The sequence below is a fragment of the Pseudomonas syringae KCTC 12500 genome (assembly GCF_000507185.2).
Taxonomy (GTDB): Bacteria; Pseudomonadota; Gammaproteobacteria; order Pseudomonadales; family Pseudomonadaceae; genus Aquipseudomonas; species Aquipseudomonas syringae.
On the sequence record NZ_AYTM02000002.1, the window covers coordinates 941,700 to 965,582 of the forward strand.

The window sequence follows — 23,883 nt, forward strand, 5'->3', positions numbered from 1 at the left end:
TGATCTGTCCGATAATGCTGCTCTCCAGATAGACAGAACACCTGTTGGTCACCTGGCAAGACCATGACTGAATTGATTCGCCTGCTTCCCGACGTGGACCTCATCCGCAGTATCGACGCCCTTCTGCCGCAGACTCAGTGCGGCAAGTGCGGCCATCCCGGCTGCAAGCCCTACGCCGAAGGCATCGCTGGCGGCGAAGCCATCAACAAGTGCCCCCCGGGCGGCGACGAAACGATAGTCCAGCTGGCCGAACTGCTGTCTGTTCCGGTCCTGACACTGGATATGCAACGCGGCACTGCACCTGCACAGGTTGCCTTCATTCGCGAAGCAGAGTGCATCGGGTGTACCAAATGCATTCAGGCCTGCCCCGTGGATGCCATTCTCGGCGCAGCCAAGCTGATGCACACCGTGATCATCGATGAATGCACAGGCTGTGATCTGTGCGTTGCGCCGTGCCCGGTGGATTGTATTGAAATGCATCCGCTGCCACTGGCAACGGTCACGCCCATCGTCGGCGGTCTGGCCCCTACCCCCGAGCTGCAGGAGGCGCGGCAGCGCAAGCGTAGTCATGCCCGAATGCGTTTCGAAGCACGAAATGCACGCCTGCACCGGGAGCAGCAAAAGCGGCTGGCAGAGCGCCTTGCGCGGTCGCAGCGCGTTGAATCCGCTCGGGACGTGTTGCCTCGATCCGCCGTTGCACTCGCCCGGAACGACAAGCCTGCCGGACCGGATGAGGCCTTGAAAAAAGCCCGAATTGCGCTGGCCATGAGCCGCGCGCAACTCAACAAGTCGCTCAAGGCGTTTGGTCACCCCCCCATTGCGGAGCAGGCCGCCAGGCTTGTGGAATTGCAGCGCGAATACGAAGCTGCCGAGCAGACACTTGCAGCACTTCTGCCACCCCCCGCACAGGCTAATTCCGAGGAAAAGCTCCACCCATGAATGCCGCAAAACGCCAGGAAATCTTTCGCAGGCTGCATGAGGACAATCCGGACCCAAAAACCGAATTGGCCTACACCACGCCTTTTGAACTGCTGATAGCCGTCATCCTTTCCGCCCAGGCCACCGACGTAAGCGTCAACAAGGCGACTGCCAGGCTTTACCCGGTAGCCAATACACCACAGGCCATCTACGAACTGGGTGTAGCGGGGCTTTCCGAGTACATCAAGACAATCGGCCTTTACAACAGCAAAGCCAAAAACGTGATTGAAACCTGCCGCCTGCTGGTGGAGCTGCACAACGGTGAAGTACCGCAAACCCGGGAAGCACTCGAGGCGCTGCCGGGCGTCGGGCGCAAAACCGCTAACGTGGTGCTCAACACCGCTTTCCGCCAGATCGCGATGGCGGTAGACACGCATATCTTCCGCGTCAGCAACCGCACAGGCATCGCGCCAGGGAAAAATGTAGTGGAGGTGGAAAGGCAACTGATGAAATTTGTGCCGAAAAACTACCTGCTCGACGCTCATCACTGGCTGATTCTGCACGGGCGCTACGTTTGCCAGGCCCGTAAACCGCGGTGCGGCAGTTGCCGTATAGAAGATCTGTGCGATTACAAGGCAAAAACATCCGACGATTGAGCCATACCGATCATTGCTGCCTTGCCGATTGAAAAAATCTTTTTTACCCACCTTTGGATTGTCGATATAAGAAGCGCCAGAGAGCACAAGCCCTGGAGTCGACTTCATGAGCACTGACAACGAACAACTGGACGTAGACGACGACCTCGTCTCCGTCGACACGGACGACACAGAACCAGTGACTGTCGAGCCGGCGAAGACCAACCTGAGCAAACGGCGCACCATCGACAACCTGCTTGAAGAGCGGCGTTTGCAGAAGCAGTTGGCTGATTACGACTTCGATTTCTAGACAGCCCTGAAATCGCACTGACTTGCTCGATCAGGGCATTTGAAGCCTCTCCAGAAGAGGCTTCGATACGTGATCAATACGGAAAATGAATGTTCGATAGCCGACCTGCACGACCGGTTATCAGCCACGCCCCCTTTTAAACAGTGCCTTATTCATACCAGCCCGTTACGCTGCGCGAGCTCGATCAGATCGACCAGAGAATGTGCGTTGAGCTTGAGCAACAAACGCGTTTTATAGGTGCTGACGGTCTTGTTGCTCAGAAACATGCCGTCTGCAATTTCCTTGTTGGTCTTGCCTCGGGCCAACTGCTGCAAAACCATCATCTCCCTGCCGGAAAGTCGGTCAACCATGTCCGACTCACTCGCGTTGCCCATACTGGAGCGAACAGTGTGCAACGCCTGGTTGGGAAAGTAGCTGTACCCTGACAGTACCGCCTTGATGGCACTTAGAAGCTCGGTCAGATCCTGCTGCTTGCAGACATAGCCGGCGGCCCCGGCCTGCATGCAGCGCATGGAGAAGTGGCCCGGCGCCTGAGAGGTGAGGATCAGAACCTTGAATGGCAACGTCATGGCTGACAGACGGGCGATTACCTCCAGCCCGTCGAGCTTGGGGATACCGATATCAAGAATGACGATATCCGGGAGGTGCTCACGCGCCAGTTGCAGCGCATCCACACCGTTGTCAGTCTCCGCGATGACCTCATAGCCATGACGCTCCATCAGCATGCGTACAGCAAGGCGAATGACGGGATGATCATCCACGATCAGCACTTTATTCATGGGCAGTCCATTTTTCGCTATTCGAATTTTCAGAGCCAGCACAATAACTTAGTCGTTTACTGCTTTGCATGGCGCTCACCCTTGTGGACTGACAGCCAAAGACCATTCCTACAATTACAGCAGAAACTTCCTACAATACTTGGCAGGAACGTACATTTTTTATTAATTCTCACAGAGCCTTCCTTTTCGGAACCTGGTGAATATTGTTGCTGATCGCCGCAGCACAAGCATCGCAGCATCAGTAGATAAATGCGTACAACAGGCGGCCGCCTAACTCTTACATTCAAAAATGTGACCCTGTTGCACCTGTTAACCGTATTGCCAAAGCATTCCTGCATCAGTGTCACGAACCGACTCGACACATGGCTTATCGCCAGCTACTTAAACCAATTCCCTTTAGCTGAATCATTAAAAAAACAGGTCGATCCCCGCCCCCGGTAGCGCCCGACTGCTGTCACAGCCCATGGCTATCAGTCTGCCGCCCGGAAAGCGACACCTGCACATAACGCCCCTCTAGCAGGGCGACTGAAAGTCTCTGCATGCAGATGCCCTGCCCTGTACACACAGGTCCAAAGACCACTGGATACATCCCACACGCTACATACGTAAACAAGGTTTAAAAATTACACATTATTTACAGAATTTCGTACAAATATTTATTTAAGGAAAACCCTCACAGAATGGCAAGAAAAATCCTACAAACAAACACACAACCTCAAAGTGCCACACTTCTACAAACCTATCATTGACATGGCTATATCCAACAAGGCCCATCCTTTCAGTGTCGCAAAATCTTACATACACCATAGCATAACCCTACATCATTCAAGACCATAATTAGCTCTTTCGACAAGTAGCAAATACCATTTTTTATTTCAAAGCCAGACACGTTCTTTCGAATAGGAAATGGACTACACGATTAGCAGACGCAACTTTACAACTCGTAAGACATTATAAAAATCACTCAATCAATTCATGTACCCAACCATTTTCCTCTTGCAAAATTTATTACCAGTCGTTACTTTTTTAACAGCAACTTTTATTAATTACTGCCTTTGAATACGCGCAGCTATATGACTTCCTGCTGCTGCGTACTGCACTTGCGCACTCCCTCAACGGTGCGTTCAAGCAGGCTTCATATAGTGCGCGGCCGGATGAAATAGCGCACTGGGTATCTAGCCGATCCGGCATCGCTGCTTTCTGGAAACGCTCAGGGCTCCTGGCAACTCTTTCGAGTAGGCCCTGTGTATAACCATGTTCAAAAGGGATGTACCATGAACACTAAATACGCTCGTACGCGGTCATCAATGCCCACCGCGTCTGATCTCACTACCGCAGTGGAAGCCTTTATTGCCCGTGGTGGTGTTATTGCAGTCATTCCAGAAGGAGAGACCGCTGAATTAGCCGCCCCGTCATCACCGCGTACAAAACGTGCGGCAGAACAGAGGCTTGAAGTCGCTGGTAAAGTGCAGCAACTGAGGTATCTGGCGGGCAAGGGGGCCGGTTTTACCGCGCTACAGTATTCATTGCGGATGAATAAAAGGGATGTTCGCCGACTGGCCACAGAACATGGCGTGACCATCAACCTCAGCCAGCCCTTGATTGTCCCACGCAGCGAGGCCCTTGATGACGTTACGAACATCGATGACGTCGTTGCAGGTCACGCCATGCACTACTCGGCATTGGGCTATACCGCGTCCGAGATTGCCCGGATACTCGATCTTAGCCTTCGCCATGTACTCAGCATCGGCAAGGCATACCGGTTTGAATTCCGGCCACGACAGGAGAGCGACTGACCCTGAATAATTACGCAAAAAAAAAACAGTGTGCGATACGTTTCAGCTGGCCGATGGAAAACGCTGTTATTCCCTGCCCTGAACTTCTACAGCTACTGTAGGAAAACACCAAAACAAATACGCACTTTACCAGCGATCACTGTAAGAAGATTTTCAAAGACTAAATACTTGATGCTTCTGGCGAAGGCTGCACGCTGAAATGCATGGTAAAACAGGCATTGCTCTCCAGGTGTACGGCTACCTTGCATAGCACATATACCCTGCCTATCAACCACGATGACTTCACTGCCTTGACGTCTTTTTACATGACGCCTGGAAAGAATGACCCTGTCGATAGTATTTGAAGTGCAGCCCTGAACGGGCTGCACTTGTCTAACAACTTGCTGTATCAGAACAGCTTGCGGCCCTTGTTGGCTGCAATCCGCATGCGCAATGCGTTGAGCTTGATGAAGCCCGCTGCATCGGCCTGATCGTAGGCACCTGCGTCATCTTCGAACGTCGCAATGTTGGCGTCGAACAGCGAATCATCCGACTTGCGGCCGGTGACGATCACATTGCCCTTGTACAACTTCAGACGCACCACACCATTCACGTGGGCCTGGGACGCGTCGATCATCTGCTGCAGCATCAGACGCTCCGGGCTCCACCAGTAACCTGTGTAGATCAGGCTGGCATATTTGGCCATGAGTTCGTCCTTGAGGTGGGCGACTTCGCGGTCCAGAGTGATCGATTCGATGGCGCGGTGAGCACGCAGCATGATGGTGCCACCCGGCGTCTCGTAGCAGCCACGGGACTTCATGCCCACATAACGGTTTTCAACGATATCCAGACGGCCGATACCGTTTTCGCCACCGATGCGGTTGAGGGTCGCGAGCACAGTGGCCGGAGTCATTTCGACGCCGTCCAGCGCAACGATATCGCCATTGCGATAGGTCAGCTCAAGGTAGGTCGCAACGTTTGGCGCGTCCTCGGGGGACTTGGTCCAGCGCCACATGTCTTCTTCGTGCTCGGTCCAGGTGTCTTCCAGCACGCCGCCTTCATAAGAGATGTGCAGCAGGTTGGCGTCCATGGAGTACGGAGATTTCTTCTTGCCGTGACGCTCGATGGGAATGTTGTGCTTTTCGGCGTAGTCCATCAGCTTCTCGCGCGACAGCAGATCCCATTCGCGCCACGGAGCGATGACCTTGACGCCTGGCTTGAGCGCATAGGCACCCAGCTCGAAACGTACCTGGTCGTTACCTTTGCCGGTTGCACCGTGGGAAATGGCGTCAGCGCCGGTTTCGTTGGCGATCTCGATCAGACGCTTGGCGATCAACGGACGGGCGATGGAGGTACCCAGCAGGTACTCGCCTTCATAGACGGTGTTGGCACGGAACATCGGGAAGACGAAATCGCGCACGAACTCTTCGCGCAGGTCATCGATGTAGATTTCTTTCACGCCCATGGCCTGCGCCTTGGCGCGTGCCGGCTCGACTTCTTCACCCTGACCCAGGTCAGCGGTAAAGGTCACCACTTCGCAGTTGTACGTATCTTGCAGCCACTTGAGGATTACCGAAGTATCCAGACCACCGGAATACGCGAGAACTACCTTGTTTACGTCCGCCATGCCATCACTCCACCGGGTTGTACGGAAAACCGCTGATTCTACCGTTCAAACCGGCAAATTTACAGGGGCGCGACAGCTTGTGACGACAAGGCGACGTCTGACAGATGTTTTTTACAGGCTTTAAGAAGTGTGCGCTGCGCTGGCAGACGCAACCGGCACCGGGCGCTCATCGGGCGCAACACGCTCAAGGTGCACGTTCACACGACGGTTGCGCGCACGGTTGGCTTCATTGGTGTTGGGCGCCAGCGGGTAGCGCTCGCCATGAAAGCGCAGGGTGATTTGCTGCTCGGGTATACCTTGCGCCTTGAAGTAATCCATGACGGCCAGCGCGCGACGGCGGGAAAGGTCACGGTTGGTCAGACGATTGCCGCTGTTATCCGAATGACCGTCCAGTTCGATACGATTCACGGTCGGGTCGGCCTTCAAATAGGCGACCATGTTGTCCAGACGCGCCTTGGCGCGGGCATCCAGCTCGATACCGCCACCCGGGAAACCCACCTCAGCCTGTTTGATCTGATCGAAGTTCATCGGCAGTAGCTTGGCAGTGCATGCCTGGTAATCGCTGAATGCCTTGCTGAACTTGACCGGCAGCAGACGCACTTCCATCTGGCCGCCGTCCCGGGTGTAGTGGCGAATGAGCGGACTGCGCCCGTCCATCAGACCGCTGATCAGACGTCCGGCCTGAGCCTGAGAGGTATTGAAGGGAATATCGCCATTGCTGACGCGCACCGATCCCAGGTTGATGTCGCCGCGGCCCGGTTGCCACGGTGCAGCAGCGGCCAGCAGCGTCGCAGTGCCGTTACCGAGCATGTTGTATGAAGCCTTGAGGCGAAACGTCGCCTGCTCGCCCGCGCGGCGCACGAACTCACCAGCACCGAAGTCGGTGATCGGTTGAGTCAGGCGGCATTCGAACTGATCGCCTTCGACCTTCCACTCGATGCTCTCCAGACGCGTCTGGAAACTGATAGCCATCGCCGGGAGGCTGGCAAACATGCTGAGCAGGGCTAAATATCGCTGGCGCACGGGAGGCTCCACTGGAAATGAACGCGAAACAGAAAATTACCGACTGACAAGGGAGCTATCGGTAACTTCATGCAAAACTTGATAGCGGATGCCTGAGAGAGTCTTTTCCGGTAGCATTCCCAGCGAGTTTGACCCGCCTGGAATCCCCAATGTCTGACCGCCTGACCCTCCTGCGTCCCGACGACTGGCATATTCACCTCCGTGACGGAGCTGTCTTGCCTCATACCGTTGCTGACGTAGCGCGAACTTTTGGCCGCGCAATCATCATGCCCAACCTCGTGCCTCCGGTACGCAACGCGCAGCAAGCCGATGCCTATCGCCAGCGCATTCTGGCTGCACGCCCGGCCAGCAGCCGCTTCGAGCCGTTGATGGTGCTGTACCTCACCGACCAGACCACGCCCGACGACATCCGCACCGCCAAGGCCAGTGGCTTCGTGTATGCGGCCAAGCTGTATCCGGCCGGCGCGACCACCAACTCCGATTCCGGTGTCACCAGCATCGACAAGATCTTCCCTGCCCTCGAAGCAATGGCCGAAGTCGGCATGCTGCTGCTGGTGCACGGGGAAGTGACACGTGGCGAAATCGACGTATTCGATCGCGAGAAGGTCTTCATCGATGAGCACCTGCGTCGTGTAGTCGAGCGCTTCCCGACCCTGAAAGTGGTGTTCGAACACATCACCACCGGTGAAGCGGTGCAGTTCGTCAATGAAGCTTCCGCCAATGTCGCGGCGACCATCACCGCGCATCACCTGCTCTACAACCGTAATCACATGCTGGTCGGCGGGATTCGTCCGCACTTCTATTGCCTGCCGATCCTCAAGCGCAATACGCATCAGACGGCCCTGCTCGACGCAGCCACCAGCGGCAGCGGCAAGTTCTTCCTGGGCACCGACTCTGCGCCGCATGCCCAGCATGCCAAGGAAAATGCGTGCGGTTGCGCCGGGTGCTACACCGCCTACGCAGCCATCGAACTGTATGCAGAAGCTTTCGAGCAGCGTAACGCTCTGGACAAGCTGGAAGGCTTCGCCAGCCTTCACGGTCCGGCGTTCTACGGCTTGCCCGCCAATCAGGACACCATCACGCTGGTGCGTGACGAGTGGACCGCCCCTGCCAGCCTGCCGTTCGGTGAGTTGACTGTTATCCCGCTGCGCGCTGGTGAAACACTGCGCTGGCGTCTGGAGGAACACGCGTGAGTGAAGATAATTTTGACGACGAACACGAAGGCCACGGCGGTGGCGGCGGTTCCCGTCACCCGATGGCGGCGCGCTTTCGCGGCTACCTGCCAGTGGTCGTCGACGTAGAAACCGGCGGATTCAATTCAGCCACCGATGCCTTGCTGGAAATCGCTGCGGTGACTATCGGCATGGATGAAAAAGGCTTCGTGTTCCCGGAACACACCTATTTCTTCCGCGTAGAACCGTTCGAAGGTGCCAATATCGAAGCGGCGGCGCTGGAGTTCACCGGCATCAAGCTCGATCACCCGCTGCGCATGGCAGTCAGCGAAGAAACCGCGATGAACGACATCTTTCGCGGCGTGCGCAAGGCCCTCAAGGCCAATGGCTGCAAACGCGCGGTGCTGGTCGGGCACAACGCCAGCTTCGACCTCGGCTTCGTCAATGCCGCCGTCGCGCGGATGGACATGAAGCGCAACCCGTTTCACCCGTTCTCCAGCTTCGACACCGCCACCCTCGCCGGCCTGGCTTATGGTCAGACCGTGCTGGCAAAGGCCTGTCAGGCTGCCGGCATCGACTTCGACGGGCGCGAGGCACACTCGGCCCGTTACGACACCGAGAAGACGGCAGAGCTGTTCTGCGGCATCGTCAATCGCTGGAAAGAAATGGGCGGCTGGGAAGATTTCGACGACTGAGGACGTTACGTCTGTGAATGGACCGGCCTTGTGCCGGTTTTTTCATGTCTGCAGCGGGATGAACCTGAGGGCATACTCATGACGCGTTTCCTGCGAAAGCAACCGCTCATCGCTCGACCTGAATACAACCCAAAACAGTTTTGACAAGCATTCTCATTAACATTAAGCTCCTCGGCACCAAGCAATAAACCAGCGACGGTCCATAGCTTATGTATGTTTGCCTCTGCCAAGGTGTCACCGACGGTCAAATCCGGGATGCAATTCTGGAAGGCTGCTGCAGTTATCGTGAAGTCCGTGAAACACTCGGCGTTGCGAGTAAATGTGGGAAATGCGCCTGCCTGGCAAAGGAAGTGGTGCGTGATACGCTGACCGAGCTGCAAACCAGCCATGCACTGCTGGCCTATCCGGCAAAATTTTCAGCTGCCTGAACCCCCTCTTTTAAAGAACCGGACACCACGTCCGGTTTTTTTATGCCTGTAATTCAAGCGCTTAGCGTCAAGATGCGGAACTCAAACATTCTTATTCCTATTTAATTTCACTTATTATTCAACAACTTAGGTTTGACAGGCGTTTAAGCGCAGCTCACACTCGGCACTTATATACACAAGCCACTGGCAGGACCTCGAACATGAAAGGCGACATTACCGTCATCCAGCATCTCAACAAGATCCTCGGGAACGAGCTGGTCGCTATCAATCAGTATTTCCTGCATGCGCGCATGTACGAAGACTGGGGTCTGAAAAAGCTGGGTGGCCACGAATATAAAGAGTCCATCCATGCGATGAAGTACGCTGACAAGCTGATCAAGCGCACATTGTTTCTGGAAGGGCTGCCCAACCTGCAGGACCTGGGCAAGATTCTCATCGGTGAGCACACCAAGGAAATGCTGGAGTGCGACCTGAAGATCGAGCAAAAAGGTCTGGCCGATCTGAAAGCCGCGATCGCTCACTTTGAGACAGTCGGTGACTTCGGCAGCCGTGAGTTGCTGGAAGACATCCTTGAGCCCAAGGAAGAGCAAATCGACTGGCTGGAGACTCAGTTGGGTCTGATCGTCAAGGTCGGTATCGAGAACTACCTGCAGTCGCAGATGGGTGACTGATTCCCCCATCGCGCCACAATGAAAAAGCCCGCCTCAATCGAGAGCGGGCTTTTTCTTGTGCGTAAAACCTTGCTGGAGCGTATGAGGCGATAATCGCGACTATCGTGCGACGCTCTGCGCGAGGCTTTACTCGGCCTTGGCGGCGGATGCTTCCTTGACCAACGTCTGCAGCGAACCGTCAGCCATCATCTCGGTGATGATGTCGCTACCACCGACCAGCTCACCGGCAACCCACAGTTGCGGGAAAGTCGGCCAGTTGGCGTACTTTGGCAGGTTGGCGCGGATTTCAGGGTTTTGCAGAATGTCGACGTAGGCAAACTTTTCGCCACACGCCATCAATGCCTGGGAAGCCTTGGCCGAAAAGCCGCATTGCGGAGCGTTCGGAGCGCCTTTCATGTAAAGCAGAATGGTGTTGTTGGCAATCTGCTCTTTGATCGTTTCGATGATATCCATGGAGCACCTCGGCTGAAATATCCGACTCAGTTGTCGGCACGGTGGCGCATTGTAACGAAATCCCGAGCATGACGCTCTGTCTTGAGGCTTAACACGCCACTACCTGCACCGGTACGCCGTTCAACGCCGCGTTGCCGGACAGCGCGTCGAGTTGCCGTTCGTCGGTCAGGTCATTGGCACTGACGCCGGGCAGGCTCTGCGCGATCGCCATTTTTACTCCTGCACGTGAATGCCCCCAACCGTGCGGCAGGCTGACCACCCCGGGCATCATGTCCAGACTGCCCAGCACCTGAACCTCGATCATCCCGACCCGGGAGCTGACCCGGACCTGCTGGCCGTCACTCAGACCACGGCACGCGAAATCGTCAGGATGCATCAACAGTTGATGCCGGGGTTTGCCCTTCACCAGCCGATGGTAGTTGTGCATCCATGAGTTGTTACTGCGCACATGCCGGCGGCCAATCAGCAGTAACTCGCCGGTCTGGGGAGCAGGCTCTGCTGCAAAGCGCGCCAGGTCGGCCATGATCACCTCCGGCGCGGCCTGAATGCGGCCATTGGCGGTCTTCAGACGCTGTGCAAGATTGGCCTTCAAAGCCCCCAGATCAAGACCGTGCGGATGACTGTCCAGTGTCTCCAGTGACAGCTTATGGGGTGATGCGTCGCCATAGAAGCCTGCACGCAGCCCGCGATCGATCATCTGCGCAGGCGGCAACGTGGGTTTCAGCGCCCGCTCGGCCTTGGCGGCAAAGGCGCTGGCCAGCCCGACGAAAATCTCCCAGTCGTGCAGCGCACCTTCGGGCTTGTCGAAAATGGCCCGATTGAAGCGCGTGACGTTACGCACTGCCAGGGTGTTGAAGGTGGTGTCGTAGTGATCATTTTCCAGTGCCGAGGTGGACGGCAGGATCAAGTCGGCGTGGCGAGTGGTCTCGTTGATGTAAAGATCGATGCTGAGCATGAACTCAAGCCCTTCGAGCGCCTGCTCCAGCTGACGGCCGTTCGGCGTCGACAGAACCGGGTTACCCGCAACGGTCACCAACGCGCGAACCTGCCCCTCCCCGTCCACTAGCATTTCCTCGGCCAGCGCCGAGACCGGCAACTCCCCGCCATACTCCGGCAGGCCGGACACCCTACTTTGCCACAGATTGAAATGACCGCCGGATGTCGAGCTGACGAGGTCGACGGCGGGCTCTGTACAGAGTGCGCCACCCACACGGTCCAGGTTGCCAGTCACCAGATTGATCAGTTGTGCCAGCCAATGGCACAGCGTGCCGAAGGTCTGCGTCGACACGCCCATTCGCCCATAGCACACCGCCTTGTCAGCGGCCGCGAAGTCCCGCGCCAGTTGCCGGATCTGCTCGGCAGCAATACCGCAGCGCGGGCTCATGGCCTCGGCAGTAAAACCGGCAATGGCGTGGCGAACCTGCTCCAGGCCATCGACAGGCAAATGGCTCTCGCGGGGCAGCCCCTCCTCGAACAGCGTATTGAGCAGCCCGAACAGCAACGCCGCATCACCGCCCGGGCGTACGAACAGATGCTGGTCAGCGATGGCAGCCGTCTCACTGCGGCGCGGGTCGATGACCACCAGTTTGCCGCCGCGCTGCTGGATTGCTTTCAGACGTTTTTCGACATCCGGTACCGTCATGATGCTGCCGTTGGACGCCAACGGATTGCCGCCGAGAATCAGCATGAAGTCGGTGTGATCAATATCCGGAATCGGCAACAGCATGCCGTGGCCATACATCAGGAAACTGGTGAGGTGATGCGGCAACTGATCGACCGACGTCGCCGAAAAACGATTGCGGGTCTTGAGCAGGCCGAGAAAGTAATTGCTGTGCGTCATCAACCCGTAGTTATGCACGCTGGGGTTGCCCTGATAGACCGCCACCGCGTTTTGCCCATGGCGCTGCTGAATGGCGTAAAGCCGCTCCGCCACCAGATCGAAGGCCTGCTGCCAGGCAATCGGCTGCCATTGATCACCGCTGCGCAGCATCGGCTGTCGCAAGCGATCAGGGTCGTTCTGGATGTCCTGCAGCGCAACCGCCTTGGGGCAGATATGACCGCGGCTGAACGTGTCCAGCGGGTCGCCCTTGATCGAGGTAATACGCGGCGCAGAATCCGCCTCCACGACGGTCTCGATCACAAGACCGCAAATGGCCTCGCACAGGTGGCAGGCTCGGTAGTGTTCAGTCCGGGTCATCACAGCCTCAGATCTTGTCATGGCAATCCGGTTGATTGCCGAACACTCACTATGCTGCCTTGCCATGCCCCGCGCCACTGATGTTCGGCCCGTGAATCGAGGGGCATCAGGCGCGCGGATGAGTTGGCCGAATCAACCGCCGATAGGCGTCACGACCTTGCGCTGTTGCTGGATTTCAGCCACGGTTTCGACCTGTTCCTGCGCCAGGTGGACGCCGGTCAGATCGCCGATCAAGCGCCAGTGCTCGTCGAGGCCTGAGCTGATGGTGGCCATGCGATCAATCATGCGCCGCCCCGCGGTACGCGTGACTTCGTCCTCGCTGCGCAGCAGTTCGAAAGACATCGAGGTCATCGAGGCTGTCAGATGGGTAAGCGTGCGGGCGGTGAGCCCGAGCAACTCCGTTAATTGATGCTCTTTTGAGTCCATTCCCCCACCCCTTGATCAGTAATGTATCGGCAACGATTTATAACCCACGCCCGAGATTAAAGAAACGGTCCCTGTTTCAAGCCCGTGAGGCGCATCCCATCAGGCGACGGCCGCGCAAACGTGGACTGTTACAGGATTGGTACTAATTGCCAAGCGCTATTTGGGCAGTGTACAAATGCTGCCTTCGGAAAACGTGCAGATGGCTGTCAACCCTCACAGCGTAGCCAGTTTTTGCCCCGTCAACACAGAATAACGGCGCCCCTTCTATACGGGACGCCAGTAGTAACCATGTTTCAGAAAAACGCATGCTATTGGTAAGACGCGACATTTTTTTATACTATCGCGCCTTTCTTATTCGTCGCCCCGTGCGGCTTCCGCCGCAGGTCTCGCCCGTTTTATCGATAAAAACCGGCTTTGATAACCTGCGGTCTGTTGCAGAAAAGGTAGTTAATCATGAACGCCAGGCACTTTCTCTCGATGATGGATTACACCCCGGATGAACTCTTGGGCTTGATCCGTCGTGGCGTAGAGCTTAAAGACCTGCGAAATCGCGGTGTACTTTTTGAACCGCTGAAGAACCGGGTATTGGGGATGATTTTCGAGAAATCCTCGACACGTACCCGTCTTTCTTTTGAAGCAGGGATGATTCAGCTCGGTGGCCAGGCCATCTTTTTGTCGCATCGAGACACCCAGTTGGGCCGCGGCGAGCCGATTGCCGACAGCGCGAAAGTGATGTCGCGCATGCTGGATGCAGTCATGATCCGTACTTATGCGCACAGCAATCTGACCGAATTCGCGGCCAATTCACGCGTGCCGGTCATCAACGGTCTGTCCGATGATCTGCACCCGTGCCAGTTGCTCGCCGACATGCAGACTTTCCTGGAGCATCGCGGCTCGATCCAGGGCAAGACCGTTGCCTGGATAGGCGATGGCAACAACATGTGCAACAGCTATATAGAAGCGGCGATTCAATTCGACTTCCAGTTGCGTGTGGCCTGCCCTGCCGGCTACGAGCCAAACGCCGAGTTCCTGGCATTGGCTGGCGAGCGTGTCACCGTGGTCCGCGATCCAAAAGCCGCAGTTGAGGGCGCCCATCTGGTCAGCACCGACGTGTGGACCTCCATGGGTCAGGAAGAGGAAACCGCTCGGCGCAAGAAATTGTTCGCGCCGTTTCAGGTCACGCGCGCCCTGCTCGACCTGGCTGACAAGGACGTGCTGTTCATGCACTGCCTGCCAGCTCATCGCGGCGAAGAAATCAGTGTCGACCTGCTGGATGATGCACGCTCGGTCGCCTGGGATCAGGCAGAAAATCGCTTGCACGCGCAGAAAGCGCTGCTGGAGTTTCTCGTCGCGCCGTCCTGCCAGCCCGCATGAACCCGTTGCTGCTGAACCTGCGCAACCTCGTTTGCGGCTACCAGAACCAGCGCGTGGTGCAGGACTTGAACCTGCACCTCAACGCGGGTGATATCGGCTGCCTGCTGGGCTCGTCGGGCTGCGGCAAGACCACCACACTGCGCGCCATTGCCGGTTTCGAACCGATCCATGCAGGCGAGATCACCCTGGCGGGCGAAGTGATCTCCCGTCCGGGCTGGACCCTGCCGCCGGAGAAACGCCGCATCGGCATGGTGTTTCAGGATTACGCGCTGTTCCCGCACTTAAGCGTCGCCGAAAACATCGCATTCGGCATTCGCAACCACCCGCGCCTGGATCAGGTGATCGCCGAGCTGCTTGAACTGGTCAACCTCGGCGCGCTGGGCAAGCGCTATCCTCACGAGCTGTCCGGTGGGCAGCAACAGCGAGTGGCGCTGGCCAGAGCCTTGGCACCCGAGCCGCAACTGCTGCTGCTCGATGAGCCCTTCTCCAACCTGGACGGCGAGCTGCGTCGGCGCCTGAGCCATGAGGTGCGCGATATTCTCAAGGCGCGTGGCACCAGCGCGATTCTGGTGACTCATGATCAGGAAGAGGCTTTTGCCGTCAGCGATCACGTAGGCGTATTCAAGGAGGGACGCCTGGAACAGTGGGACACGACTTACAATCTCTATCACGAGCCGCGCACGCCATTCGTTGCCAGCTTCATCGGCCAAGGCTATTTCATTCGCGGGCAGATGATGGACCCGCAATCGGTGCATACCGAACTCGGCGTATTGCGCGGCAACCGGGCATACCCGGGCGTCAGTGGCGCCGCTGTGGATGTCTTGTTACGCCCTGACGATATCGTCTACGCGCCGCACAGCGACCTGAAAGCACGGGTCATCGGCCGAACGTTTCAGGGCGCCTCGACGCTGTACCGCCTGCAACTGTCGACCGGCAGTCAACTGGAAGCCATTTTCCCCAGCCATGCCGACCATGGCCAGGGTGAGGAAGTCGGTATTCGTGTGGCTGCCGACCATCTGGTGCTGTTCCCGGCGCCCGGCAGTGTGGCCGTGCATACGCTCAATAGCTGAGGCGCGAATCATTCCCTGCCGATAGGGGCAAACCTGGCCTGGGTATGTTCAGCCAGCACCGCTGGCGAAAGCTCGACCTCAAGCCCCCTCCTCCCGGCACTGACGTAAATGCTTGCAAAGCGCTGCGCAGTTTCGTCGATAAAGGTGCGCAGACGCTTTTTCTGGCCCAAGGGACTGATGCCCCCCAACAGGTAACCGGTCGAACGTTGCGCCGCCGCAGGGTCGGCCATTTCGGTTTTTTTTGCCCCGGCAGCCTGCGCCAGAGCCTTTAGATCAAGTGTTCCGACGACTGGCACCACGGCGACCAGTAACTCGCCTTTTTCGGTACTGGCGAGCAGCGTCTTGAAAACCTGTGCAGGCTCCAGACCCAGCTTTTCCGCTGCCTCCAGCCCATATGACGGCGCTTTCGGATCATGTTCATAACTGTGGATGCGATGTTCGGCGCGATTTTTTTTCAGCAAATCCAGTGCGGGTGTCATGCAACGCTCCAAAAGGTTCCGAATGCCCACCACTTTAAGCGAAGTAAAGTGAACATGCCTTGATTCACGCCACCTGCGACACTGATGGCCTTTTGGCAACAGCCTGAATTCCCCGGTATAAAGCGGTCTTGCCGGGTCCTTGCGGGGTGCTGGCGATTTACTGACCGTTCGGTTCCGACCTTTGACAGCGGTGTTTCTTGCCTATATTTTTTCGTTTACGAATATTATCGAAAGCGATTTTTCGGTATAACTCGCAACGGCGATCAGAAATGGGGTTTTTTCTGAGACGCACGAATAACGAGCACCCACGCCTGTCTCAGGGTGCCGAGACAAAAACAAAAAATGAGGTATCCATGTCCATCGCACTAAAACAACCGACGCTCACCGGGCAATGTGTGGCTGAATTTCTTGGCACCGCCCTGATGATTTTTTTCGGCACTGGATGTGTTGCAGCGCTCAAGGTCGCGGGCGCCACTTTCGGTCTTTGGGAAATCTGCATCATCTGGGGTATGGCCGTCAGCATGGGGATCTACCTCAGCGCCGGCATTTCAGGTGCGCATCTCAACCCGGCTGTCAGCATCGCGCTGAGTCTGTTCGCCGGTTTTGAAAAACGTAAATTGCCCTTTTATATCTCCGCGCAAATCGCAGGCGCGTTCTGCGGAGCGGGTTTGGTGTACCTGCTGTACATCAGTCTTTTTTTCGACTTCGAACATGCTCACCACATCATTCGCGGCAGCGAGCAGAGTCTTGAACTGGCGTCGGTGTTCTCGACGTACCCGAACCCGGCCATTTCAGTCGGTCAGGCCTTTCTGGTCGAAGTGGTCATCACTACCATTCTGATGGGTGTGATCATGGCCTTGGGCGATGACAGCAATGGTTTGCCGCGCGGCCCGCTGGCACCCTTGCTGATCGGCCTGCTGGTAGCCGTGATCGGTAGTTCGATGGGGCCGCTGACCGGTTTCGCCATGAACCCGGCGCGCGACTTCGGTCCGAAGCTGATGACGTTCTTCGCTGGCTGGGGTGAAATGGCCTTCACCGGCGGTCGCGACATTCCTTATTTCCTGGTTCCGATTTTTGCGCCCATTCTGGGTGCCTGCCTTGGTGCTGCTGGCTACCGCGCGCTGATCGCGCGTCATCTGCCAAGTGCCGCTCCTGTTGAACATGAAAAAGAGGCTCCTGTGGTTCGCGGCAAAGTTCAGGTTTCATCTTGAATGTCACTCAATTTGAATCTCACACAACTGAATCCCACCCAATAATGCAAGGCAATCGAAATGACTGACACACAGAACAAGAACTACATCATTGCTCTTGACCAGGGCACCACCAGCTCGCGCGCTATCATCTTCGACCGCGACGCCAACGTGGTGAGCACTGCCCAAAGCGAATTCGTCCAGCATTACCCGCAGGCAGGCTGGGTCGAACACGACCCGATGGAAATCTTCGCCACCCAGACTGCCTGCATGACCAAGGCACTGGCGCAGGCCGATCTGCACCACAACCAGATTGCCGCCATCGGCATCACCAACCAGCGTGAAACCACGGTCATCTGGGAGCGCGACACCGGCCGCCCTATCTACAACGCAATCGTCTGGCAGTGCCGCCGCAGCACCGAGATCTGCCAGCAGCTCAAGCGTGACGGCCTTGAGGAGTACATCAAGGACACCACGGGTCTGGTGATTGACCCGTACTTCTCCGGCTCCAAGGTCAAGTGGATCCTGGACAACGTCGAAGGCAGCCGCGAGCGCGCCCGTAAAGGCGAGCTGATGTTCGGCACCATCGATACCTGGCTGATCTGGAAATTCACCGGCGGCAAGGTTCACGTCACCGACTACACCAATGCCTCGCGGACCATGCTGTTCAACATCCATACGCTGGAATGGGATCAGCGCATGCTCGACGTGCTGGACATCCCGCGCGAGATGCTCCCTGAGGTCAAAGCCTCCTCCGAAGTTTACGGCCACAGCAAGAGCGGCATCCCGATCGCCGGTATTGCCGGCGACCAGCAGGCAGCGTTGTTCGGCCAGATGTGTGTCGAACCCGGCCAGGCCAAGAACACCTATGGCACTGGCTGCTTCCTGCTGATGAACACCGGCAAGAAAGCCGTGAAATCGGCGCACGGCATGCTCACCACCATCGGTTGCGGCCCGCGTGGTGAAGTGGCCTATGCGCTGGAAGGCGCGGTCTTCAACGGTGGCTCGACCGTGCAGTGGCTGCGCGACGAACTCAAGCTCATCAACGACGCGCTGGACACCGAATACTTCGCCGGCAAGGTCAAGGACAGCAACGGCGTATACCTGGTGCCGGCGTTCACGGGTCTGGGCGCACCTTATTGGGACCCCTACGCACGAGGCGCATTGTTCGGTCTGACCCGTGGCGTGAAAGTCGATCACATCATTCGTGCAGCGCTGGAATCCATCGCCTATCAAACCCGCGACGTGCTCGATGCCATGCAGCAGGACTCCGGCGAACGCCTCAAGTCGCTGCGTGTGGACGGTGGTGCAGTGGCCAACAACTTCCTGATGCAGTTCCAGGCAGACATCCTCGGCACCCACGTCGAGCGTCCGCAGATGCGTGAAACCACGGCACTGGGTGCAGCCTTCCTGGCCGGTCTGGCGATTGGTTTCTGGAGCAGCCTGGACGAGTTGCGTAACAAGGCCGTGATCGAGCGTGTGTTCGAGCCATCGTGTGAAGAAGCGCATCGCGAAAAACTTTACGCAGGCTGGCAGAAAGCAGTCGCGCGTACCCGTGACTGGGAACCGCACGAAAACGAAGAGTGACAGCGCTGTTGTAAGGAGGGGAGCAGGATTCCGGCTGACAGGTTGCACTTTCCTGCGGCATGATGGGCGCCATTTGTAGAGGGCGCCCAAGGAAAAACAATGAACCTGCCTCCCCGCCAACAACAGATCCTCGAACTGGTCCGTGACCGTGGTTATGTCAGCATCGAGGAGATGGCGACGCTGTTCGTCGTGACCCCACAAACCATTCGCCGTGATATCAATCAATTGGCGGAAATGAATCTGTTGCGCCGCTACCACGGCGGCGCAGCCTATGACTCCAGCATCGAAAATACCGCCTACGCCATGCGTGCGGACCAGATGCGCGACGAAAAACAACGGATCGCCGAGGCCATCGCCGCGCAGATCCCGGACAACGCCTCGTTGTTCATCAATATCGGTACCACCACCGAATCCATCGCACGTGCTTTGCTCAACCACAACAACCTGAAGATCATCACCAATAACCTGCATGTGGCGTCGATCCTCAGCACCAAGGATGATTTCGAGGTGCTGATAGCTGGCGGCAATGTGCGGCGTGACGGCGGCGTTGTGGGCCAGGGCAGCATCGACTTCATCACCCAGTTCAAAGTGGACTTTGCCTTGGTGGGCATCAGTGGTATCGACGAAGACGGCAGCCTGCTGGATTTCGATTACCAGGAAGTGAGGGTGTCCCAAGCGATCATCGCCAACGCTCGCAAAGTGCTGCTGGCGGCTGATTCCAGCAAGTTCGGACGCAACGCCATGGTCCGCCTGGGGCCGATCACCCTCATCGATTGCCTGGTCACCGATCAGCCACCGGTACCCGCGCTGCAGCAGTTGCTGAATCAGCACAAGATTCGTCTGGAAGTGGTGTGATTGTCAGACGCGAGCGGTGTTCGCGCGGCGGTCCGCAGTGCTCGTGAAGACGGTGCATCGAGCGCCCTATTTTCTGGAGTCTGTACCGGCCTCTTCGCGAGCAGTTGGCTCCCACAAGACTTGTGTATGTATGGCGCAGCACGCATCTGTGACGCGGAGCGGCACCCAAGGCATTTCCACGCTGGAGCGTGAGGAACGATAGATGTCCTGAAGAACACTATCGTGCCCATGCTCCGCGTGGGTATGGCGTTCTGGACGCTCTGCGTCCTCTCCTGCTTCAGCGATGTGGCGCAAATCTGTGCGTCAGAGCAATTCAGTGCAGGCTGTGCATCCATCCTCCTGGCAAAGAATCCCGCCCTACAATGTTCATATTTGTTCTTTTACTGACTCCATCATCAGTATTTTCAATCGATACGTGCTAGCAAGGGTCATTTTATTGAGCTATTATTTTCGAAAGTGAACATTAATGTTCAGATTCGCCTTTCGAGCACTGCTCACGAATTGTCCAGGAGGCCACCAATGCCCCACACCAATGTGCCAACCCCGCCCCTCTCAGAGGTCTACGACATTGCCGTTATTGGCGGTGGCATCAACGGTGTCGGTATCGCAGCGGATGCCTCCGGTCGCGGCCTTTCGGTTTTTCTGTGCGAAAAGGACGACCTGGCCAGCCACACGTCCTCGGCCAGCAGCAAGCTGATTCATGGGGGCCTGCGCTACCTTGAGCACTACGAGTTCCGCCTGGTGCGTGAAGCCTTGGCAGAACGTGAAGTGCTGCTTGCCAAAGCACCGCACATCGTCAAGCCAATGCGCTTTGTGCTGCCTCACCGTCCGCACCTGCGTCCGGCCTGGATGATTCGTGCCGGGATGTTCCTTTATGACAACCTCGGCAAGCGCGAAAAACTGCCAGCATCCCGAACCATCCATTTCGGTGCAGACAGCCCGCTCAACTCGAGCATCACCCGCGGTTTCGAATATTCCGACTGCTGGGTCGATGACGCGCGCCTGGTCGTGCTCAACGCCATGTCCGCTCGTGAAAACGGTGCGCATATTCATACTCAGACTCGTTGTGTCAGCGCCCGTCGTATCAAGGGCCTGTGGCATCTGCATCTGGAGCGCAGCGACGGCAGCCTGTTTTCGATCCATGCCAAGGCATTGGTCAATGCGGCAGGCCCATGGGTGGCCAAGTTCATACGTGAAGACCTGAAACTCGACTCGGCTTACGGCATCCGCCTGATTCAAGGCAGCCACCTGATCGTGCCGAAACTGTACGAAGGTGAGCACGCGTTTATTCTGCAGAACGAAGACAAGCGCATCGTGTTCACGATTCCGTACCTGGAGCACTTCACCATCGTCGGCACCACCGACCGTGAGTATCAGGGCGATCCGAACAAGGTGGATATCACTGAAGGCGAGATGGATTACGTGCTGAAAGTGGCCAACGACCACTTCAAGAAACAGTTGAGTCGCGCAGACGTGCTCCACACGTTTTCTGGCGTACGCCCGCTGTGCAACGACGAGTCCGATAATCCGTCCGCCATTACCCGTGATTACACACTTTCCTTGTCAGGCGGCGCTGACGAAGCGCCGATTCTGTCGGTGTTCGGCGGTAAGCTGACCACCTACCGCAAACTGGCCGAGTCGGCGATGGCGCAGTTGGCACCGTTCTTCAAACAGATGAAACCGAGCTGGACGGCCAAGGCTGCCCTGCCGGGTGGCGAAGACATGACCACCGCCGAAGCACTGGCAACAGAAATGACCCGTCGCTGCAGCTGGCTGCCCGCGCCTATCGCCAAGCGCTGGTCGATCACCTACGGCAGCCGCAGCTGGCGCTTGCTGGAGGGCGCGCAAAGCCTGGAAGACCTTGGTCAGCATTTGGGTGCAGGCCTGTATACCCGCGAGGTCGATTACCTGTGCGACCAGGAATGGGCCACCAGCATCGAAGATATCCTGTGGCGTCGCACCAAGCTCGGCTTGTTTACGACGCCTGAGGAGCAGGCCGCCGTGAGCGGCTACCTAGAAACAGTGGTGCGCAACAAAGCCTCTTTCGAAGCGGCCTGACAATCCGCCCGCAACCTGTTCACCCATTGTGCGGTGAACAGGCTTCTCTCCTTGCTCCCCTACTCCCGCATAACCCATTCCATTCGGTTTCCCGAACAGTCTACCCCGCCTTATTCGGTTTCCCGGACGCCTCGGTCCGCGGCGCCACAGCCAACTTTAAAAAACCTTTTAAATTCAGTTGCTTGAATTACTAAAACTGCTTGGCACGACTCATGCTCTACATTCTGAACCGAGCGTTTCGACGAGGGCGTGTGTCTGGATGTGGACGCCGTTGAAGCATTCGCCAAGAAGCGGGCCGACTCTGATTACGGCCCCATCAATAAAAATGAAATCAAGGACTCAACCATGCGCATCGTTCCCCACCTGTTGGGCGCAGCCATCGCTGCCGCTCTGATCAGCACGCCGGTTTTCGCCGCCGAACTCACTGGCACCCTGAAGAAGATCAAGGAATCCGGCACCATCACGCTGGGCCATCGTGACGCCTCTATCCCGTTTTCCTACATCGCTGATGCCTCTGGTGTGCCGATGGGCTACTCCCACGACATCCAGCTGAAAATCGTCGAAGCCATCAAAAAAGACCTGGACATGCCTGACCTCAAGGTCAAGTACAACCTGGTGACTTCGCAGACCCGTATCCCGCTGGTTCAGAACGGCACCGTCGATGTGGAGTGTGGCTCGACCACCAACAATGTCGAGCGTCAGCAGCAGGTCGATTTCTCCGTCGGCATCTTTGAAGTCGGCACGCGCCTGCTGTCGAAAAAGGATTCCAGCTACAAGGATTTCGACGACCTGAAAGGCAAGAACGTCGTCACCACGGCTGGCACCACTTCCGAGCGCATCCTCAAGGCGATGAACGCTGACAAGCAGATGGGCATGAACGTGATCTCCGCCAAAGACCACGGTGAATCCTTCCAGATGCTCGAGTCCGGCCGTGCAGTCGCCTTCATGATGGACGACGCGCTGCTGGCAGGCGAAATGGCCAAGGCCAAGAAGCCGGACGACTGGGCAGTGACCGGCACGGCACAATCCTACGAAATATACGGCTGCATGGTCCGCAAGGGCGATGCCCCGTTCAAGAAGGCAGTGGATGACGCGATTGTTGCCACCTTCAAATCCGGCGAAATCAACAACATCTACAGCAAATGGTTCATGTCTCCTGTCCCTCCGAAAGGTCTGAACCTGAATTTCCAGATGAGCGACGAGTTCAAGGAGCTCATCGGTAACCCGACCGACAAAGCTGCTGACGATAAAGCGGCTGACGACAAAGCTAGCGACAAGAAAGCCTGAGTAGCCGGTTCAGCCAGCCTGAACTGATCGCATCCCGAGCAGGCAAAACTGTTCGGGACCGGCCCCTCACTCTCGACATCCGACAGTGCGTGCATCTCGATATAAATAGAAAAAGAGGGGGAGACCCTGATGAATTACAACTGGGACTGGGGCGTATTCTTCAAGTCTACCGGCGTCGGCAGCGAGACCTATCTGGACTGGTTCATCTCCGGTCTGGGCTGGACCATCGCCATTGCTGTCATTGCCTGGATCATTGCCCTGATACTGGGTTCGGTGCTGGGCGTCATGCGCACCGTGCCAAACCGTCTGGTGTCGGGCATCGCCACGGTATACGTGGAAATCTTCCGTAACGTGCCACTGCTGGTGCAGCTGTTCATCTGGTACTTCCTGGTGCCCGACCTGCTGCCGGAAAACCTGCAGGAGTGGTACAAGCAAGACCTGAACCCGACCACCTCCGCGTTCCTCAGCGTCGTGGTCTGCCTTGGCCTGTTCACCGCTGCACGGGTCTGCGAACAGGTGCGTACCGGCATTGAAGCACTGCCGAAGGGCCAGGAATCGGCCGCCCGCGCCATGGGCTTCAAGCTGCCACATATCTACTGGAACGTGCTGTTGCCGCAGGCTTACCGGATCATTATTCCGCCGCTCACCTCTGAATTCCTGAACGTGTTCAAGAACTCATCGGTAGCGTCACTGATCGGCCTGATGGAGTTGCTCGCGCAGACCAAACAAACCGCCGAGTTCTCCGCCAACCTGTTCGAGGCCTTCACCCTCGCGACGCTCATCTACTTCACGCTGAACATGAGCCTGATGCTGCTGATGCGTGCGATCGAGAAGAAAGTCGCCGTACCGGGCCTCATCTCACTGGGGGGGCAAA

22 protein-coding genes and 1 pseudogene are annotated in these 23,883 nt (G+C 57.1%); 16 read left to right on the plus strand and 7 right to left on the minus strand.

What is annotated here, in order from left to right; genetic code table 11:
- The first annotated feature begins 63 nt into the window (after positions 1 to 63).
- The 3 genes from rsxB to V476_RS04645 all read left to right on the plus strand — a co-directional run bounded on the left by rsxB (position 64) and on the right by V476_RS04645 (position 1,863).
- Positions 64 to 939 (plus strand): electron transport complex subunit RsxB, encoded by an 876-nt coding sequence (rsxB, locus tag V476_RS04635; protein ID WP_024960407.1) that lies wholly within the window; start codon positions 64 to 66, stop codon positions 937 to 939.
- Positions 936 to 1,574, plus strand: coding sequence for an endonuclease III (nth, locus tag V476_RS04640; protein ID WP_024960408.1), 639 nt, complete (start codon positions 936 to 938; stop codon positions 1,572 to 1,574). Before rsxB ends, nth begins: the two co-directional genes overlap by 4 nt.
- A 106-nt stretch (positions 1,575 to 1,680) precedes the next feature.
- Complete coding sequence (locus V476_RS04645) at positions 1,681 to 1,863, plus strand: PA3496 family putative envelope integrity protein (RefSeq protein WP_003363588.1); 183 nt, start codon at positions 1,681 to 1,683, stop codon at positions 1,861 to 1,863.
- Between the two features lie 152 nt (positions 1,864 to 2,015).
- Here V476_RS04645 and V476_RS04650 read toward each other — a convergent pair whose 3' ends face one another.
- Entirely contained in the window at positions 2,016 to 2,642 is a 627-nt protein-coding gene (locus V476_RS04650) for a response regulator transcription factor (protein WP_002554843.1), read from the minus strand.
- A gap of 1,274 nt (positions 2,643 to 3,916) precedes the next feature.
- Between V476_RS04650 and V476_RS04655 the strand changes: the two genes are divergently transcribed.
- Positions 3,917 to 4,438 (plus strand): hypothetical protein, encoded by a 522-nt coding sequence (locus V476_RS04655; protein WP_024960409.1) that lies wholly within the window; start codon positions 3,917 to 3,919, stop codon positions 4,436 to 4,438.
- Between the two features lie 388 nt (positions 4,439 to 4,826).
- Here V476_RS04655 and V476_RS04660 read toward each other — a convergent pair whose 3' ends face one another.
- Positions 4,827 to 6,044, minus strand: a complete 1,218-nt coding sequence (locus tag V476_RS04660; protein WP_003412906.1) for an argininosuccinate synthase — start codon at positions 6,042 to 6,044, stop codon at positions 4,827 to 4,829.
- Between the two features lie 120 nt (positions 6,045 to 6,164).
- On the minus strand, positions 6,165 to 7,067 hold the full coding sequence (locus V476_RS04665; RefSeq protein ID WP_003428804.1) for a flagellar protein MotY: 903 nt from the start codon (positions 7,065 to 7,067) through the stop codon (positions 6,165 to 6,167).
- A 149-nt stretch (positions 7,068 to 7,216) separates the two neighbouring features.
- Between V476_RS04665 and pyrC the strand changes: the two genes are divergently transcribed.
- The 4 genes from pyrC (at position 7,217) to bfr (ending at position 10,033) form a co-directional block, all read left to right on the plus strand.
- Complete coding sequence (gene pyrC / locus V476_RS04670; RefSeq protein WP_003428805.1) at positions 7,217 to 8,260, plus strand: dihydroorotase; 1,044 nt, start codon at positions 7,217 to 7,219, stop codon at positions 8,258 to 8,260.
- The gene (gene rnt, locus V476_RS04675) at positions 8,257 to 8,934 is read left to right on the plus strand and encodes a ribonuclease T (protein ID WP_003428806.1); all 678 of its coding nucleotides are present in this window, start codon (positions 8,257 to 8,259) and stop codon (positions 8,932 to 8,934) included. The genes pyrC and rnt overlap by 4 nt, the downstream gene beginning before the upstream one ends.
- A 209-nt stretch (positions 8,935 to 9,143) precedes the next feature.
- Complete coding sequence (locus V476_RS04680; RefSeq protein WP_003350768.1) at positions 9,144 to 9,362, plus strand: bacterioferritin-associated ferredoxin; 219 nt, start codon at positions 9,144 to 9,146, stop codon at positions 9,360 to 9,362.
- A gap of 200 nt (positions 9,363 to 9,562) precedes the next feature.
- A complete protein-coding gene (gene bfr, locus V476_RS04685; protein WP_002554851.1) occupies positions 9,563 to 10,033 on the plus strand; it encodes a bacterioferritin in 471 nt (156 codons plus the stop codon).
- 126 nt (positions 10,034 to 10,159) lie between these two features.
- Here the strand turns inward: bfr and grxD are convergent, their stop codons facing one another.
- From grxD to V476_RS04700, 3 genes are all read right to left on the minus strand, one after another.
- The gene (grxD, locus tag V476_RS04690) at positions 10,160 to 10,486 is read right to left on the minus strand and encodes a Grx4 family monothiol glutaredoxin (protein ID WP_002554852.1); all 327 of its coding nucleotides are present in this window, start codon (positions 10,484 to 10,486) and stop codon (positions 10,160 to 10,162) included.
- An 88-nt stretch (positions 10,487 to 10,574) separates the two neighbouring features.
- Positions 10,575 to 12,683 (minus strand): molybdopterin oxidoreductase family protein, encoded by a 2,109-nt coding sequence (locus V476_RS04695; protein WP_024960410.1) that lies wholly within the window; start codon positions 12,681 to 12,683, stop codon positions 10,575 to 10,577.
- A gap of 132 nt (positions 12,684 to 12,815) precedes the next feature.
- Entirely contained in the window at positions 12,816 to 13,109 is a 294-nt protein-coding gene (locus tag V476_RS04700) for a hypothetical protein (protein WP_003428809.1), read from the minus strand.
- A 453-nt stretch (positions 13,110 to 13,562) separates the two neighbouring features.
- Here V476_RS04700 and argF point away from each other — a divergent pair, with 453 nt between their 5' ends.
- Together argF and V476_RS04710 are read left to right on the plus strand one after the other, a co-directional pair.
- The gene (gene argF, locus V476_RS04705; protein ID WP_003428811.1) at positions 13,563 to 14,483 is read left to right on the plus strand and encodes an ornithine carbamoyltransferase; all 921 of its coding nucleotides are present in this window, start codon (positions 13,563 to 13,565) and stop codon (positions 14,481 to 14,483) included.
- Positions 14,480 to 15,553, plus strand: a complete 1,074-nt coding sequence (locus tag V476_RS04710; protein ID WP_024960411.1) for an ABC transporter ATP-binding protein — start codon at positions 14,480 to 14,482, stop codon at positions 15,551 to 15,553. Before argF ends, V476_RS04710 begins: the two co-directional genes overlap by 4 nt.
- 8 nt (positions 15,554 to 15,561) lie before the next feature.
- Here V476_RS04710 and ybaK read toward each other — a convergent pair whose 3' ends face one another.
- Complete coding sequence (gene ybaK, locus V476_RS04715) at positions 15,562 to 16,032, minus strand: Cys-tRNA(Pro) deacylase (RefSeq protein WP_003405434.1); 471 nt, start codon at positions 16,030 to 16,032, stop codon at positions 15,562 to 15,564.
- Positions 16,033 to 16,385: 353 nt separating this feature from the next.
- On the opposite strand from ybaK, the gene V476_RS04720 reads away from it, so the two are divergent.
- The 6 genes and pseudogenes from V476_RS04720 to V476_RS04745 form a co-directional block, all read left to right on the plus strand.
- A complete protein-coding gene (locus V476_RS04720; RefSeq protein WP_004389876.1) occupies positions 16,386 to 17,243 on the plus strand; it encodes an MIP/aquaporin family protein in 858 nt (285 codons plus the stop codon).
- 60 nt (positions 17,244 to 17,303) lie between these two features.
- The gene (glpK, locus tag V476_RS04725) at positions 17,304 to 18,809 is read left to right on the plus strand and encodes a glycerol kinase GlpK (protein WP_003405430.1); all 1,506 of its coding nucleotides are present in this window, start codon (positions 17,304 to 17,306) and stop codon (positions 18,807 to 18,809) included.
- Between the two features lie 99 nt (positions 18,810 to 18,908).
- The gene (locus V476_RS04730) at positions 18,909 to 19,664 is read left to right on the plus strand and encodes a DeoR/GlpR family transcriptional regulator (RefSeq protein ID WP_003363617.1); all 756 of its coding nucleotides are present in this window, start codon (positions 18,909 to 18,911) and stop codon (positions 19,662 to 19,664) included.
- Positions 19,665 to 20,183: 519 nt separating this feature from the next.
- Positions 20,184 to 21,722: a glycerol-3-phosphate dehydrogenase gene (gene glpD, locus V476_RS04735; RefSeq protein ID WP_024960412.1), complete on the plus strand. Its 1,539-nt coding sequence runs from the start codon at positions 20,184 to 20,186 to the stop codon at positions 21,720 to 21,722.
- Positions 21,723 to 22,067: 345 nt separating this feature from the next.
- A complete protein-coding gene (locus V476_RS04740) occupies positions 22,068 to 23,009 on the plus strand; it encodes a glutamate/aspartate ABC transporter substrate-binding protein (RefSeq protein WP_024960413.1) in 942 nt (313 codons plus the stop codon).
- A gap of 129 nt (positions 23,010 to 23,138) precedes the next feature.
- Positions 23,139 to 23,882, plus strand: a pseudogene (locus V476_RS04745) (amino acid ABC transporter permease); the annotation flags it as partial.
- Position 23,883: the final 1 nt, after the last annotated feature.

Bases quoted from the DNA above. Each gene is read 5' to 3' on its own strand.
- rsxB (WP_024960407.1), top strand. From the start codon at position 64: ATGACTGAATTGATTCGCCTGCTTCCCGACGTGGACCTCATCCGCAGT.
- nth (WP_024960408.1), top strand. From the start codon at position 936: ATGAATGCCGCAAAACGCCAGGAAATCTTTCGCAGGCTGCATGAGGAC.
- V476_RS04645 (WP_003363588.1), top strand. From the start codon at position 1,681: ATGAGCACTGACAACGAACAACTGGACGTAGACGACGACCTCGTCTCC.
- V476_RS04650 (WP_002554843.1), bottom strand. From the start codon at position 2,642: ATGAATAAAGTGCTGATCGTGGATGATCATCCCGTCATTCGCCTTGCT.
- V476_RS04655 (WP_024960409.1), top strand. From the start codon at position 3,917: ATGAACACTAAATACGCTCGTACGCGGTCATCAATGCCCACCGCGTCT.
- V476_RS04660 (WP_003412906.1), bottom strand. From the start codon at position 6,044: ATGGCGGACGTAAACAAGGTAGTTCTCGCGTATTCCGGTGGTCTGGAT.
- pyrC (WP_003428805.1), top strand. From the start codon at position 7,217: ATGTCTGACCGCCTGACCCTCCTGCGTCCCGACGACTGGCATATTCAC.
- V476_RS04680 (WP_003350768.1), top strand. From the start codon at position 9,144: ATGTATGTTTGCCTCTGCCAAGGTGTCACCGACGGTCAAATCCGGGAT.
- bfr (WP_002554851.1), top strand. From the start codon at position 9,563: ATGAAAGGCGACATTACCGTCATCCAGCATCTCAACAAGATCCTCGGG.
- grxD (WP_002554852.1), bottom strand. From the start codon at position 10,486: ATGGATATCATCGAAACGATCAAAGAGCAGATTGCCAACAACACCATT.
- V476_RS04695 (WP_024960410.1), bottom strand. From the start codon at position 12,683: ATGACCCGGACTGAACACTACCGAGCCTGCCACCTGTGCGAGGCCATT.
- V476_RS04700 (WP_003428809.1), bottom strand. From the start codon at position 13,109: ATGGACTCAAAAGAGCATCAATTAACGGAGTTGCTCGGGCTCACCGCC.
- argF (WP_003428811.1), top strand. From the start codon at position 13,563: ATGAACGCCAGGCACTTTCTCTCGATGATGGATTACACCCCGGATGAA.
- V476_RS04710 (WP_024960411.1), top strand. From the start codon at position 14,480: ATGAACCCGTTGCTGCTGAACCTGCGCAACCTCGTTTGCGGCTACCAG.
- ybaK (WP_003405434.1), bottom strand. From the start codon at position 16,032: ATGACACCCGCACTGGATTTGCTGAAAAAAAATCGCGCCGAACATCGC.
- V476_RS04720 (WP_004389876.1), top strand. From the start codon at position 16,386: ATGTCCATCGCACTAAAACAACCGACGCTCACCGGGCAATGTGTGGCT.
- glpK (WP_003405430.1), top strand. From the start codon at position 17,304: ATGACTGACACACAGAACAAGAACTACATCATTGCTCTTGACCAGGGC.
- V476_RS04730 (WP_003363617.1), top strand. From the start codon at position 18,909: ATGAACCTGCCTCCCCGCCAACAACAGATCCTCGAACTGGTCCGTGAC.
- glpD (WP_024960412.1), top strand. From the start codon at position 20,184: ATGCCCCACACCAATGTGCCAACCCCGCCCCTCTCAGAGGTCTACGAC.
- V476_RS04740 (WP_024960413.1), top strand. From the start codon at position 22,068: ATGCGCATCGTTCCCCACCTGTTGGGCGCAGCCATCGCTGCCGCTCTG.